The 12,520-nt window shown below is 72.7% G+C and carries 10 protein-coding genes and 1 tRNA gene; 5 read left to right on the top strand and 6 right to left on the bottom strand.

The genetic code is table 11. The annotated features are described in order from the left end of the window. Positions 1–139 precede the first annotated feature (139 nt). The 5 genes from AC0680_RS01445 to AC0680_RS01425 all read right to left on the bottom strand — a co-directional run bounded on the left by AC0680_RS01445 (position 140) and on the right by AC0680_RS01425 (position 4,268). Complete coding sequence (locus AC0680_RS01445; protein ID WP_478623939.1) at positions 140–1,366, bottom strand: cytochrome P450 family protein; 1,227 nt, start codon at positions 1,364–1,366, stop codon at positions 140–142. Between the two features lie 155 nt (positions 1,367–1,521). Next, positions 1,522–2,742, bottom strand: coding sequence for an MAB_1171c family putative transporter (locus tag AC0680_RS01440; RefSeq protein WP_478623936.1), 1,221 nt, complete (start codon positions 2,740–2,742; stop codon positions 1,522–1,524). Then, positions 2,735–3,346 (bottom strand): hypothetical protein, encoded by a 612-nt coding sequence (locus AC0680_RS01435; RefSeq protein WP_478624463.1) that lies wholly within the window; start codon positions 3,344–3,346, stop codon positions 2,735–2,737. Before AC0680_RS01435 ends, AC0680_RS01440 begins: the two co-directional genes overlap by 8 nt. Positions 3,347–3,425: 79 nt before the next feature. Continuing rightward, complete coding sequence (locus AC0680_RS01430) at positions 3,426–3,914, bottom strand: helix-turn-helix domain-containing protein (RefSeq protein ID WP_384429594.1); 489 nt, start codon at positions 3,912–3,914, stop codon at positions 3,426–3,428. Positions 3,915–4,191: 277 nt separating this feature from the next. Next, a tRNA-Pro gene (locus AC0680_RS01425) sits at positions 4,192–4,268 on the bottom strand. A 165-nt stretch (positions 4,269–4,433) separates the two neighbouring features. Between AC0680_RS01425 and AC0680_RS01420 the strand changes: the two genes are divergently transcribed. From AC0680_RS01420 to AC0680_RS01410, 3 genes are all read left to right on the top strand, one after another. Next, positions 4,434–4,724 carry a YiaA/YiaB family inner membrane protein gene (locus AC0680_RS01420; RefSeq protein WP_478623931.1) on the top strand — a complete coding sequence of 97 codons (291 nt, stop codon included), beginning with the start codon at positions 4,434–4,436 and terminating at the stop codon, positions 4,722–4,724. 84 nt (positions 4,725–4,808) lie between these two features. Further along, positions 4,809–5,531 carry a transketolase gene (locus AC0680_RS01415; protein WP_478623929.1) on the top strand — a complete coding sequence of 241 codons (723 nt, stop codon included), beginning with the start codon at positions 4,809–4,811 and terminating at the stop codon, positions 5,529–5,531. 65 nt (positions 5,532–5,596) lie between these two features. Next, positions 5,597–6,505, top strand: a complete 909-nt coding sequence (locus AC0680_RS01410) for a transketolase family protein (RefSeq protein WP_478623928.1) — start codon at positions 5,597–5,599, stop codon at positions 6,503–6,505. A 47-nt stretch (positions 6,506–6,552) separates the two neighbouring features. Here AC0680_RS01410 and AC0680_RS01405 read toward each other — a convergent pair whose 3' ends face one another. Then, entirely contained in the window at positions 6,553–7,476 is a 924-nt protein-coding gene (locus tag AC0680_RS01405; protein ID WP_478623925.1) for an alpha/beta fold hydrolase, read from the bottom strand. Positions 7,477–7,658: 182 nt separating this feature from the next. On the opposite strand from AC0680_RS01405, the gene AC0680_RS01400 reads away from it, so the two are divergent. Together AC0680_RS01400 and AC0680_RS01395 are read left to right on the top strand one after the other, a co-directional pair. Beyond that, positions 7,659–10,892: an amidohydrolase family protein gene (locus AC0680_RS01400; protein WP_478623923.1), complete on the top strand. Its 3,234-nt coding sequence runs from the start codon at positions 7,659–7,661 to the stop codon at positions 10,890–10,892. Positions 10,893–11,175: 283 nt separating this feature from the next. After that, positions 11,176–12,495: an acyl-CoA dehydrogenase family protein gene (locus AC0680_RS01395; protein WP_478623921.1), complete on the top strand. Its 1,320-nt coding sequence runs from the start codon at positions 11,176–11,178 to the stop codon at positions 12,493–12,495. The last annotated feature ends 25 nt before the right edge of the window (positions 12,496–12,520 follow it).

Raw genomic sequence — 12,520 nt, 5'->3', positions numbered from 1 at the left:
ACGCCGGGCGTGTCGCATCTGCAACACCTGCAAAGAAGGACCCGCCCGGTGCGACGGGGGATGCACACCGGGCGGGTCTCAGGAACCTTTCTACCGCATGAGCGAACGGTTGCGCCTCAAAAACGTGTTCGTTTGCCGATTACCAGGCGACGGGCAGCGAATTCAGGCCACGCGCACGAAGTGCCCGACGGTGCCGCAAATCACCCCGCGGAACGTCGAGTCGCAGCCCCGGCAAGCGGGCGAGCAACGCCTCCAGGGCGGTGACGGCCTCCAGGCGGGCCAGCGGGGCGCCGAGGCAGTAGTGGATGCCGTGGCCCAGTGCGAGGTGCCCGGAGAGGTCCCGGTCGCGGTCGAAGGTGTCGGCATCGGGGAAACGGGCGGGGTCGCGGTTCGCGGACGCGATCGCCAGCAGCACACTCTCCCCCGCCGGGATCCGTACGCCCCCGATCTCCACGTCCTCCTTGGGAAAACGCCGGATCGCCAGCGGGGCGGGACCGTCGAAGCGCAGGAACTCCTCGACCGCGGCCGGCAGTTCGGCCGGATTTCGCCGCAACAAAAGGAGCTGGTCGGGGTGGTCGAGCAGGGTGAGCACGGCATTGCCGATGAGGTGGACGGTGTTCTCGTATCCGGCGAAGAGAATGAGGAAGGCGAGCGAGGTCAGCTCGTCCTCGGTGAGCCGGTCGCCGCCCCCTCCCCCGTCCGTCTCGTCCCGCACCGCGATCAGATCCGAGAGCAAATCGTCCCCCGGCTCCGGGCGCTTGGCCGCGATCAGACCGGTGTAGAACTCCAGCATCGCGCCGATCGCCTGCTTCATCAGCTCCGGCCTGGCCGGGTCCGGGGTGATGAGCCGGTCCGACCACTCCCGGAAGTCGCGGCGGTCGTACTGCGGGACGCCGAGCAGATCGCAGATCACGGTGATCGACAGCGGCCCGGCGTAGTCGGCGATCAGATCCGCCGGCCCCCCGCGCTCCTCCATCGCGTCCAACAGCCCCTCGGCGACCCGCCGTACAGGCTCGCGCAGCGCCTCGACCCGGCCCGGGGTGAAGGCCTTGACCACCAGGCGGCGGATCCGGGTGTGGTCCGGCGGATCCATGTTGAGCAGATTGGCGTCGAGCGCCGGCGGCAGCGCGAAGCCGCGGAAGCCGCCGGGGGCGGCGTGCCGCTTGTCCAACGAGAGCCGGGGATCGGCGAGCGCACTGCGGACATCCTCGTAACGAGTCACCAGCCAGGCGGGGTTCCCGTCCGCACCGGTGATCCGGTGCACCGGCCCGGCTTCCCGCAGCGCGGCGTAGGCGGCATAGGGGTCGTCGAGCAGAGGCGTGATGTCCAGGGGGGTGTCGGGGCCGGTCTCGGCGGATTTAGGCATGATCCCGACTCTAGGGGGTGTCCGTACGGCGGAACCCGGGTGCTGGGCGCCGTCCCACGGCATAGGGGACGGCACCGGTCCGCGGGGACCGGTGCCGCCTCCGTCGTGCCGGGCGGCCCGGACCCCCGTGCCGGGCCACCCCGTCTGTGGCGGTGTCAGCCGTGCGCCATCGCGCTCCGCTGACGCAGCTCGGTCAGCACGGTCTCGATCAGCGGCGAGTGGTAGACGTCCGCGACCAGCGCCAAGTGTTCGTACTCCGCGGCCAGTTCGACCGGCTCGGAGCCGGTGGCGACCACCACGCTGTCGGCTCCGTGGGCGGGGACGTGGCCGACCGCGCGGTTCTCCAGGCCCCGGCGGAGCGCTGCGGCCTCGGCGACGGCCGCCAGCTGCCGGTCGTCCAGCGCGACCGCACGGGCCCGTTCGCGGGCGATGTCGAGGGCGTCGGACTCCACATGACGGCGGATTCCGCGCTGTACGTCCCGTATCTCGGCCATCTGCCGATTGGCCCGCCACTCCAGATCGGCGAACGGCCAGCGCACCGACCACGCCCGGGGCTCCATCGTGACCTCGGGCGTCTGGGCGGTGACGGTCCGCCAGAGCGGCGAGAGGCGGCGCAGCCGGCGCCAGGCGGCGACGCGCGGGCCGGCGGCCGGCAGCGCGAAGCCGGCCAGCACCAGGATCGCCGCGACCGACGCGCTCAGCGGCGCCACCCCGTTGGAGAGCCAGAGCGCGGGGTGGCCCGTCCAGGACAGGACGAAGCCGACGACCTTGCAGGCGCAGTAGACCAGGCCGAGCCAGCAGCCCGCGGCCAGTACCCGCAGGCCGCGCGCCAGATACGTACCGCCGAGCCGGGCGGCGTAGCGGGGGCAGAGCGTCCCCAGGCCCGCCAGGCTCGATCCGAAGATGGCCAGATACAGCACCAGGAACAGCATGACTCCGGGGGAGTCGGTGTAGGCGGTACTGAAATCCCGGGGATGCTCGACGGCGTCCGGCCGGCCGACCGCGAAGCCGGTGACGGCCACCGCCCACAGCGCGGCCACACCGCCGACGGCGGCGCGCGCCCTGCCCCGGGCCCGGGCGCGCGCCTCGGCGCCCTCGCCCGCCGTCCAGCGCAGCAGCAGCACCAGCGCGCCCGCGGCGAACACCACGACGGAGGAGTAGAGAAAGACCATCGCGAGGTTGGCCACGCCGATCATCCGGTCGAAGGCGCGGTAGAGGCTCGGCGCGGAGAAGAGGAAGACCGTCGCCACACCTCCGGTCATCAGGCAGGCCAGTCCCAGGTCCGCATTGCTGCGGTCGCGGAACCAGGCGACGGACTTGTATCCGACGATCGCCCAGGCGGCCAGCCCGAACGACAGATAGATGAGGTCAAACACGTGGGCCCCCGTCCTGCCGCGCGCCCGCGTCGGCGCCACCGGAGCCCACGCCGCCCGCCGGTGCGTCCTGTTCCCTCCGGATGTGCTGCAGGGCCGGCCCGAGCGCCGCCGCCAGCTCGGCCGCCGGTCCCTCCAGGGGGAGTTCCTGGTCGGCGGCGGACGGTGCCACCCGCTCCATGAGGAGCGTGCCGAGCACCTCCGTCTCCCGCTCGGCGAGGTTGTCGTAGCCGTGGTGCCGGGCGAGGCCCGTCGTCAGGCCCATCCGCCGGAGGGCGGTGGTGACGTCGACGGACGGCGTCCACAGCTTCAGCGCGTCCTCGGTGACGGTCGGGTCCTGGGCGTGCCCCAGCAGGAGGTGGCCCAGCTCGTGCAGCACGATGTGGGCCTGGTGCCAGGGCGAGGTCCGGAGCTCATAGAAGATCCAGTAGCCGTCGTCGGTGACGGCCGTCATGCCCGAGACCACACCGCCCAGGCTCATCGGCACCAGATGGACGGGCCGCTCCACACGCGCGGCGACCAGGTCGCACATCCCGCGCAGATCGGTCGCGGCGGGCAGAGCCAGCTCCTTGATGAGCCGCTTGCACCGCCTGCGTATCTGACCCACTCGCATGCTCGTCCCGTCCTCGTGTCCGGTCCGCTGCCAGATGGCGAAGATCTGGTCGCGTTCCGCGGTCCGTATCGCCTCACTCACCGCGCCGGTCACCACCCTGCTCCGGCGGGTCGGCAGGCAGGTTCATCTGCTGCCGGAACTGGGAGATGATCGTCGTCAGACTGTCCTGCACCTCCGGAGGCAGCCCTACGGAGCGCAGCGCGATGGCCCGCACCCGCCGATCCCGCATCGCGGCGAGGAAGCGGACCTCCTCCTCCACCCGTGCGGCCTGCGGCTGCGAGAGGTCTCCCAGCAGATAACCGACCGGCACGGCAAAGAACTTGGCCAGCGCCCGCAGCAGCTCCGGGCTCGGATTGGCCCGCCGGCCGTTGCGCAGCATCGACAGATACTGCTCGGTGACCGTGACCCCGCCGTACTCCTCCACCCCGCCGCTGATCTCGTCGGCCACGAAGGCGTTGGTGTACGGGGCGCCCGGCGGGTGCATGTTCGCGAAGAGGTGGTTGAGCCGCTCCGCGAGCGCACCGCCCGCCCCGTCGGACCGGCCCTCGCCCCCCACGCCCATGCTGACCGTCCCCAATCGACCGGGCCCAACGAACAGTTAAGGCCGCCCCCGTTGTCTTCCGCATCCTGTCATGCAAAGAACGCGCCGCACCAGTCCACTTACGGACAGTGAGGCCCGCGGGGCTTAACGGGGAGTTGAGTGACGGCGAAAGCGAACGCGAGAAACAACGCGGAGCGCGAGGAGAACCGGAAGCCGAGGAGCGCGAAGGAACACGACGAGAACACGAAGAAGCCGCCTCCTCTTCCGAGAAGACGGCTTCCGACCTGCGAAAAGTCGCTGGTCGGGACGACAGGATTTGAACCTGCGACCCCTTGACCCCCAGTCAAGTGCGCTACCAAGCTGCGCCACGTCCCGATGCCCGTTCCGGCCGGGATGTCCCGGCTGACCGCGCACGAGAACAATACCGCATGTCAGAGGGTGGGTGCTGCCATATTCCGGCCCCGTGGCGCGGGCGGCCCGCTGGGCGGGATGAGTACCCGTACTCATGCGCCGGTGTCACCGCGCCGCCACGCTACGCGCATGACTACTCCATCGATTCAGCGGCCGACGACGGCCTTCTTCGTGCAGGCCGCGATCTCCTTCGGGCTGTCGCTGGCGGCGCTGGTGATCGGGATCATCAAGCTGCCGGTGGGGCCGTGGGAGCGCGGGTTCCTCGCCATCGGCCTGGTCTTCGTGGTGTCCTCGGCCTTCACTCTGGCCAAGTGCGTACGTGACCGCCAGGAGGTGGAGGAGGTGACGAACCGGGTGGACAAGGCCCGGATCGACAAGCTCCTGATCGAGCAGGACGTCTTCAAGCCGGGACAGGTCTGATTCCGGCCATGCCGGACCGGCGGCCTCCGGGTCGGCGGTCCGGCGCTTGACCTCAAGCGCACTTGAGGTTGCACGCTCGATGGCATGACGAACACGACGACGAAAGCGCCGGCCGCACCGGCACCGCGGCTCGGCTTCGGCGAACTGCCCCGCCTGATGGGCCTGATGACGGGCGATGAGAAGCACGGCCCGGCGGCCACCTCCACACTCGACGCCCTCTGGGTCCTCTACGACCGCGTCCTGCGGGTCTCCCCCGCCACCGCCGCGGACCCCGAGCGGGACCGCTTCCTGCTCTCGAAGGGCCACGGGCCGATGGCCTACTACGCGGTCCTGGCCGCCAAGGGCTTCTTCCCCGTCGACCTGCTGCCGGGCTTCGGCTCGTACGACTCCCCGCTCGGCCACCACCCCGACCGGCTGCTGGTGCCCGGGGCCGAGATCGGCAGCGGCTCGCTGGGGCACGGGCTGCCGCTGGCCGTCGGCACCGCGCTCGGGCTGCGGGCGCAGGGCCTGACGGAGCCGGCCGTATGGGTGCTGATCGGCGACGCCGAACTGGACGAGGGCAGCAACCACGAGGCGGTGGCCTACGCGGGCGCCGCGGGCCTGGACCGGCTGCACACCGTGGTCATCGACAACTCCTCCGCCACGCACGGGTGGCGCGGCGGTATCGCCTCCCGCTTCGAGGCCGCCGGCTGGTCCGCTACCACCGTCGACGGCCGCGACCACGAGGCGCTCCACGCGGCCTTCGGCGCGCCGCATCCGGGCCGTCCCCACGCGGTGGTCGCCCGCGTGGAGCCCAAGGGCGCCTGACCGCCCCGCCCGGCCCCGCGTCCGGGCGCCATGACACCGATCAGGACTTCGAGAGGAATTCAGTGATGGACACCATGCGTGAGCGTTTCGCCTCGGTCACCTCGCGGCTGCTGGACGAGGATCCGCGGCTGGCGGTCGTCCTCGCCGACATCGGCGTGGACGGCTTCGCCGGGGCGGCCGAGCGGCATCCGGACCGGGTGGTGAACGTCGGCATCCGGGAGCAGTTGCTGGTCGGGGTGGGCGGCGGGCTGGCGCTCACCGGGCTGCGCCCGATCATGCACACCTTCGCCAGCTTCCTGGTGGAGCGCCCCTTCGAGCAGGTCAAGCTGGACTTCGGCCACCAGGGTGTGGGCGGCGTGCTGGTGAGCGCCGGCGGCTCCTACGACTGGCCGAGCGGCGGCTTCACCCATATGTCGCCCGGCGATGTGGCACTGCTCGACACGCTCGACGGCTGGACCGTGCATGTGCCCGGGCATCCGGACGAGGCCGAGACGCTGCTGCGGCACGCCGCGGCGGCCGGCGACGACAAGGTGTACGTACGGCTGTCCGTGCAGGTCAACGACGCGCCTCGGCCCGTGGACGGGGCCGGGTTCGCCACCGTTCGGCAGGGGCGCCGCGGCGTGGTGGTCGCGGTCGGCCCGATGCTGGACAACGTGCTCGCGGCGACCGAGGGGCTGGATGTGACCGTGCTGTACGCGACGACCGTGCGGCCCTTCGACGCCGCGTCGTTGCGCGCCGCGACCGGGGCGGCCGACGCCTCGGACGTGGTGGTCGTGGAGCCGTATCTGGCGGGGACCTCGACGCGCTTCGCCAATGACGCGCTGGCGGACCGGGCGCACCGGGTGCTGGGCCTCGGCGTCGGCCGCCAGGAGCTGCGCCGCTACGGACAGCTCGACGAGCACCTGGCGGCGCACGGCCTGGACCCGCGCGGTCTGCGCGAGCGGATCGCCGGGTTCCTGCCGGGACGTCCCTGAGGGTGCCGCGGGGCGCCCGCAGGGCCCCGCCGCGCTCCGCGCCCGGTTCAGACGTGCTTGCCGAGCCAGGCCGACAGGTCCTCGTGCACCTCGTCGCGGTTGGTCTCGTTCAGGATCTCGTGGCGGGCGCCGGGGTACGCCTTCCAGGTCAGATCGCGGGTGCCCAGGTAGCGGAAGTCCTCCAGCAGCTCATGGACCAGGGTCATCCCCTGATGGCAGGGGTCGAGGTCGCCGACGGCGACATGGACGGGCAGTCCCCGCGGGATGCGGGCGAGGTTGGCCGGGTCGTTGATCTTGTGGATGGCGCGTACCCAGTCGAGGGCGAGGCCGGCGCAGAACGGGAAGCCGCAGTCCTCGTCGGCAGCGTAGGCGTCCACCTCGGCCGGGTCGCGGGAGAGCCACTCGAAGCCGGTGCGGCGGGGGAAGGCGTCGTTGAAGGAGCTGAAGTTGCGCGGGATGAAGTCGGAGAGGCCGGCGCGGCCGCGGGCGGCGACCTCCGCCTCCAGCTCCGTGACGGCACCCTCGATGTCCAGGCCGGGCAGGGTGCGGAAGGTGCCGGTGAGGATCAGGCCGGCGAGGTCGGCGCCGTACTCCTGGGCGTAGTCGCGGGCCAGCATCGCGCCCATGCTGTGGCCGAGCAGGACCAGGGGGGTGCCGGGGTGGGCGGCGGCCGCGTGGTCGCCGATGCCCTTGAGGTCGGCGACCATGGCACGCCAGGCGTCCGCACCGACCACACCGCGGCCCCCGGTGGAGGCGGCGGTGGCGCCGTGGCCACGGTGGTCGGAGGCGATGACGCCATAGCCGTGACCGGTCAGGAAGCGGGCGAAGCGGTCATAGCGCCGGCCGTGTTCCGCCGCGCCGTGGGCGATCTGGACGAGGGCGCGCGGGTGCCCGGACTCCGGGAGCCAGCTGTAGGTGGCGATCCGCGCACCGTCCGTCGCCTGGTGGAAGTCCTGCTGCATGGCCTGCATGGCATCGTCTCCTGACTGCCGGGGCGGTGGCTGACGAGTCGTCGGCGCCCACTCTGGCGCTCCGGGCGGCGGTTCGCCACGGGGCGCGCGTAACGGAGTTGACCACTGAGCCGCGCGGCGTGACACGATCAGCCGGTTCTTTCCTGGCACCAGTGACGCAACCGCCTGACACAGGAGGACCGTTGGACACCACGGACCGCTGCGAGAACTCCCCCGAACCGCCCGGCACCTCCCTTCCGTCCGACCCCCTTCGCCCCTCGCCGCTCTCCCGCCGCAGATTTCTGCAGGGCACCGCCTCGGCCGCCGCCGCGGCGGGCCTGGCCGGTGTCGCCGCCCCCACCGCCGCGGCCGGCGGCGCCGGGGCAGCCGGCACCGTGCTGTCCTTCACGGCCGCCACCAACGGCGCGGCCTCCCTCGCACCGGCCGGCGACCGGCTGATCGCCGAGATCCAGAACGTGCTGTGGTCGCTGCCGCGGGCCGGCGGCGACGCGGTGGCGCTGACCCCGCCCGATCTGGAGCCCACCCGTCCGGTGCACTCCCCCGACGGCCGCCGGATCGCCCTGTGCGCCTACCGGGGCGGCAACTTCCACCTGTGGACGCTCGCCACCGACGGCTCCGGGCTCCGGCAGCTGACCGACGGCCCGTGGGACGACCGCGGTCCCGCCTGGTCCCCGGACGGGACCCGGATCGCCTTCGCCTCGGAGCGGGGCGGGGACGCGGTGACCGGCAGCGCCTACCGGCTGTGGGTGCTGGAGGTGAGGACCGGACGGCTGACCCGGGTCACCGGACTGACCGGCCAGGACGGCCCCCATCAGGACGGCGCCTGGGAGGACTTCGACCCGTGCTGGTCGCCGGACGGCTCGCGGATCTTCTTCGTACGGGGCCTCGCGTCGGGCGCGACGCTGGCCTGCCGTACGGTCGCCTCGGTGCCCGCCGACGGCAGCGGCCCGGTGCGCACCGAGCACACCGACTCCTCGGCCGCCCAGGTGATGGTGCCGGCGCTGTCCCCCGCCGGCCGGCTCGCCTATCTGCGGACCACGGACTATCCGGGGCCGACCTGCGCGCTGGTGGTGGACGGTGCTCCGGTGGCGGTCGAGGGCGATGTGGAGCCGGTGCCGCCGCGCTGGGTCTCGCACGACGAGCTGCTGCTGACGGTGGGCGGGCAGTTCCGGATCGTCCGTCCCGACGCCCCGCAACGGGCCGAGACCATCCCGTTCACCGCCCGGATGACACTGGACCGCCCCGGTTACCGCGTCAAGGACTACGGCTTCGAGCGGACGGCCCCCGGCCCGGTGCGCGGGGTGCATCTGCCGGCGCTCTCCCCCGACGGCCGCAAGGTCGCCTTCGCCGCCCTCAACTCCCTGTGGTTGGCGCCCACTTCGGGAGGTGGCGCGCCCCGCAGGATCGTCCGGGCCGACGCCACCCGCTACGTCCTGGCGCCGAGCTGGTCGCGCGACGGGCGGGCGCTGCTGTACGCCGACGACCGGGACGGGCTGTTCGCGGTACGCCGCCGGGACGTGGCCTCCGGCGAGGAGACGGTGCTGGCCACCGGAGGCCGGGTCCAGCCGGCGCTGTCCCCGGACGGCGGGCGGCTGGCCGCGCTCGACATGAGCGGAAACCTCGTCCTACGCACCCTGTCCGACGGCAAGGAGCGGGTGCTGGCCACGCCCATGGGCGCCGGCGGGCTGCCGGGACGGCCCAGCTGGTCACCGGACGGCCGCCATCTGGCCTACTGCGACCGCAACCGCCTCAACCGCCGTTTCCGCGAGGGCTACAACGTCATCCGGGTCGTGGACACCGAGACCGGCGCGGACCGGCTGTTCGCGCTCGCCGAGCATGTCTCGATCTCCGACCGCTACGACTCGGGGCCCGTGTGGTCGCCCGACGGCCGCTGGATGGCGCTGATCGCCGAGTCCGCGCTGTGGGTGCTGCCGGTGCGGCCCGACGGGACGCCGGACGGGGCGCCGCGGCGGCTGACCGACGAGAGCGCCGACCACCCGTCGTGGTCCGGCGACTCCCGCACGCTGCTGTATCTCTCGGCGGGCGGGCTGCGGCTGATCCCGGTGTCCGGCGGCCCCGCGCGCAGCGTGCCGCTCACCCTCACCCACCGGCCGTCGCGCGCCCGGGACACCGTCGTCCACGCGGGCAGGTTCTGGGACGGCACCGGCGACACGGTGCGCGAGGACGTCGATGTGGTGGTGCGGGACGGACGGATCACCGCCGTGGAGCCACACCGCCCGCACCGGTCCGGCGCGGCCCGCCGGGTGGACGCGTCCGCACGCACCGTGCTGCCCGGCCTGTGGGACGCGCACACCCACCCCTGGCAGACGACGTACGGCGGCCGGCAGACCGCGCTGCAGCTGGCGTACGGCATCACCACCGCGGTCTCCTGCGGCGGCTTCTCCTACGAACAGGTCCGCATCCGGGAGGCGGTGGCGGCCGGTGCGCTCGCCGGACCGCGGCTGCTGACCTGCGGGGAGCTGCTGGACGGCGGGCGGGTCGCCTACAGCATGGGGCGGGCGCACCGCACCCGGGCGGGGTTGCGGCGGTCGCTGGCCCGCGGCGCCGCGCTGGACTGGGACTTCGTCAAGACCTACGTCCGGGCACCGGGCTGGGTGATGGAGGAGGCCGCACGCTTCGCCCATGACCGGCTCGGGGTCCGCTCCGGGAGCCATCTGCTCACCCCGGGCGTCCACCTGGGCCAGGACCTGACCACCCATCTGCAGGCCACACAGCGCCTGGAGTTCGGGCACGCGGTGTCGCGTTCGGGGCGCGCCTACCAGGACGTCGAGGAGGTCTACGCCAAAGGCGACTTCCACCTCCTCGCGACCCCGTTCTCGGCGGAGGCGCTGCTCGGTGACGATCCGGCGCTGGCCGACGACGTGCGGGTGGGGCGGCTGATGCCGCCCTGGGACCTGGCGCTCGTACGGGAGAACGCCGGGCGTCGCCCCACTCCCGCGCAGCTGGCCGACATCGAGACCGAGGTCGGCGTCTACCGGCGGGTGCTGCGCGACGGCGGACTGGTCGCGCTGGGTACCGACCAGCCGCTGACGCCGGTGGGGCTGGGCCTGCATCTGTGCCTGCGGGCGCTGCACCGGGGCGGCCTGAGCGTGAGCCAGACGCTGCGTACCGCGACCGCGCTGCCCGCCCGGGTGTTCGGCGCCCAGCGGGATCTGGGAACGCTGGAGGTCGGCAAGCTCGGCGACATGACGCTGGTGGACGGCGATCCGTTCAGCGATTTCGACTCGCTGGTGCGGACCTCGGGGGTGCTGCGCGGCGGGCGGCTGTTCGAGCAGCGGGAGCTGGTCGGCTCCTTCCCCGCGCCCACCGCCCGCGCCCTGCGGCCGTCCGTGACGGACTGGCTGGAGGTGGGCCGGCAGCAGCGCCGTGAGTCCTGCTGCGACCACGGGCACTGAGGCCCACCGCCTGGCGGTCGGGTGGCGTGGGGTGGCGCGGTTCCGGGCTCCGGGGAACCGCGCCACCCCATTCATCGGACCGGGGTGGTGCGCCCCCCTTTCGCACTCCAACTCCCGCCATGAATGCCCCCAGTTGATGTTTTGCGCCGCCCGCAGCAGGTATGCCAACGGGTATTGCACACGGTAAGCGATAGATCACGTTCCGGAACGTCACTGCGCGCGGCGCCGCCAGGGCGGTCCCGGGTGCGACCAGCACGGGGAAGATCGTGGAGGAGGGCTCGTCTTGCATCGCTACTTCACCGACCAGCGGCATGAGGCACTCCGGCAGCGGGTGCGTGACTTCGCCGAGAGGGAGGTCCGCCCCCGGATCGCGGAGATGGAGGCGAACCGTGCCGTCTGCCGCGACCTCTCCCGGCTGATCGCCCGTCAGGGCTGGGTCGGCGCGACGGTGCACCGGGCGTACGGCGGAATGGGTGCCGGGCATGTCGCCAAGACCCTCATCATCGAGGAGCTCTCCCGGGTCAGCGCCGCGATGGGCGCGATGGTGCAGGCGTCCCAGCTCGGCGTCGCGAAGATCGTCCACTTCGGCAGCGAGGAGCAGAAGAAGACCTGGCTGCCGGCCATCGCCTCCGGGGACTGCCTGCCGACCATCGCCGTCACCGAACCGCAGTCCGGCGGCCACGTCCTGGGCATGGAGAGCACCGCGGTCCGCGACGGCGACGACTACCTCCTCAACGGCCGCAAGATCTACGTCGGCAACAGCCATGTCGGCGATCTGCACGGTGTCGTCGTCCGCACCGGCGAGGGCTCCAAGGGGCTGTCGGCGTTCCTCGTCGATTCCGGCACCCCCGGATTCCGGGTCGCACCGCAGCAGCCCGCGATGGGCCTGCACGGCTTCAGCTTCGGCGAGCTGTGCTTCGACGACTGCCGGGTCCCGGCGGCGAACCTGCTGGGCCGGGAGGGCGACGGGCTGTCCGTCGCGTACTCCTCCAGCGTGCTGTACGGACGGCCCAATCTGACCGCCGTCTCGCTGGGCATCCACCAGGCCGTGCTGGACGAGACCACGACGTTCTGCGCACAGCGCGAGCGCTACGGCAAACCGCTGGCCGACCTCGGCAACATCAAGCTCAAGCTCGGACGGATCCAGTCGCGGCTGCTGCTGGCCCGGCTGTCCGCGTACCACGCGGTGCACCTGCTGGACCAGGGCCTGCCGTGCGATGCGGAGCTGATGAACGCCAAGCTGGTCAATGTGGAGTCGGCGCTGGAGTCGGCGCGCGACGCGATGGACATCCATGCCGCGTGCGGGCTGTTCACCAACCGGCCCGTCGAGCGCTTCCTGCGCGACGCCCACCACATCTTCGCGCCGGCCGGCACCTCCGACGTCCAGCTGCTGCGCCTGGGCGAGATCGCCCTGGGCCAGACGAAGGGCGAGTGGTCCGCCCGGCTCGCGGAGCTGCTGCGGCTGGAGCCGTCGGAGTGGCCCGAGGAGGACACCGCGGACGCCGTCGCGGCCCCGGTCCCGGTCGAGGACGTCCAGGCCACGGTGCCGGGACAGCGCACCGGACCGGTCCGGCAGCGTTCGTGGTTCGCCCGCCTGAGGTGAGCGGCCGGCCCTGCCCCGGGGCCGC

Source organism: Streptomyces sp. NPDC043738, from assembly GCF_056436545.1.
The sequence above is the reverse complement of the archived record's forward strand: the minus strand, read 5'-3'. Positions and strand labels throughout refer to the sequence as shown.

Coding starts and splice junctions, on each gene's coding strand:
- AC0680_RS01410 (WP_478623928.1), top strand. CDS start 5,597: ATGGACACCATGCGTGAGCGTTTCGCCTCGGTCACCTCGCGGCTGCTG.
- AC0680_RS01445 (WP_478623939.1), bottom strand. CDS start 1,366: ATGCCTAAATCCGCCGAGACCGGCCCCGACACCCCCCTGGACATCACG.
- AC0680_RS01415 (WP_478623929.1), top strand. CDS start 4,809: ATGACGAACACGACGACGAAAGCGCCGGCCGCACCGGCACCGCGGCTC.
- AC0680_RS01430 (WP_384429594.1), bottom strand. CDS start 3,914: ATGGGCGTGGGGGGCGAGGGCCGGTCCGACGGGGCGGGCGGTGCGCTC.
- AC0680_RS01420 (WP_478623931.1), top strand. CDS start 4,434: ATGACTACTCCATCGATTCAGCGGCCGACGACGGCCTTCTTCGTGCAG.
- AC0680_RS01405 (WP_478623925.1), bottom strand. CDS start 7,476: ATGCAGGCCATGCAGCAGGACTTCCACCAGGCGACGGACGGTGCGCGG.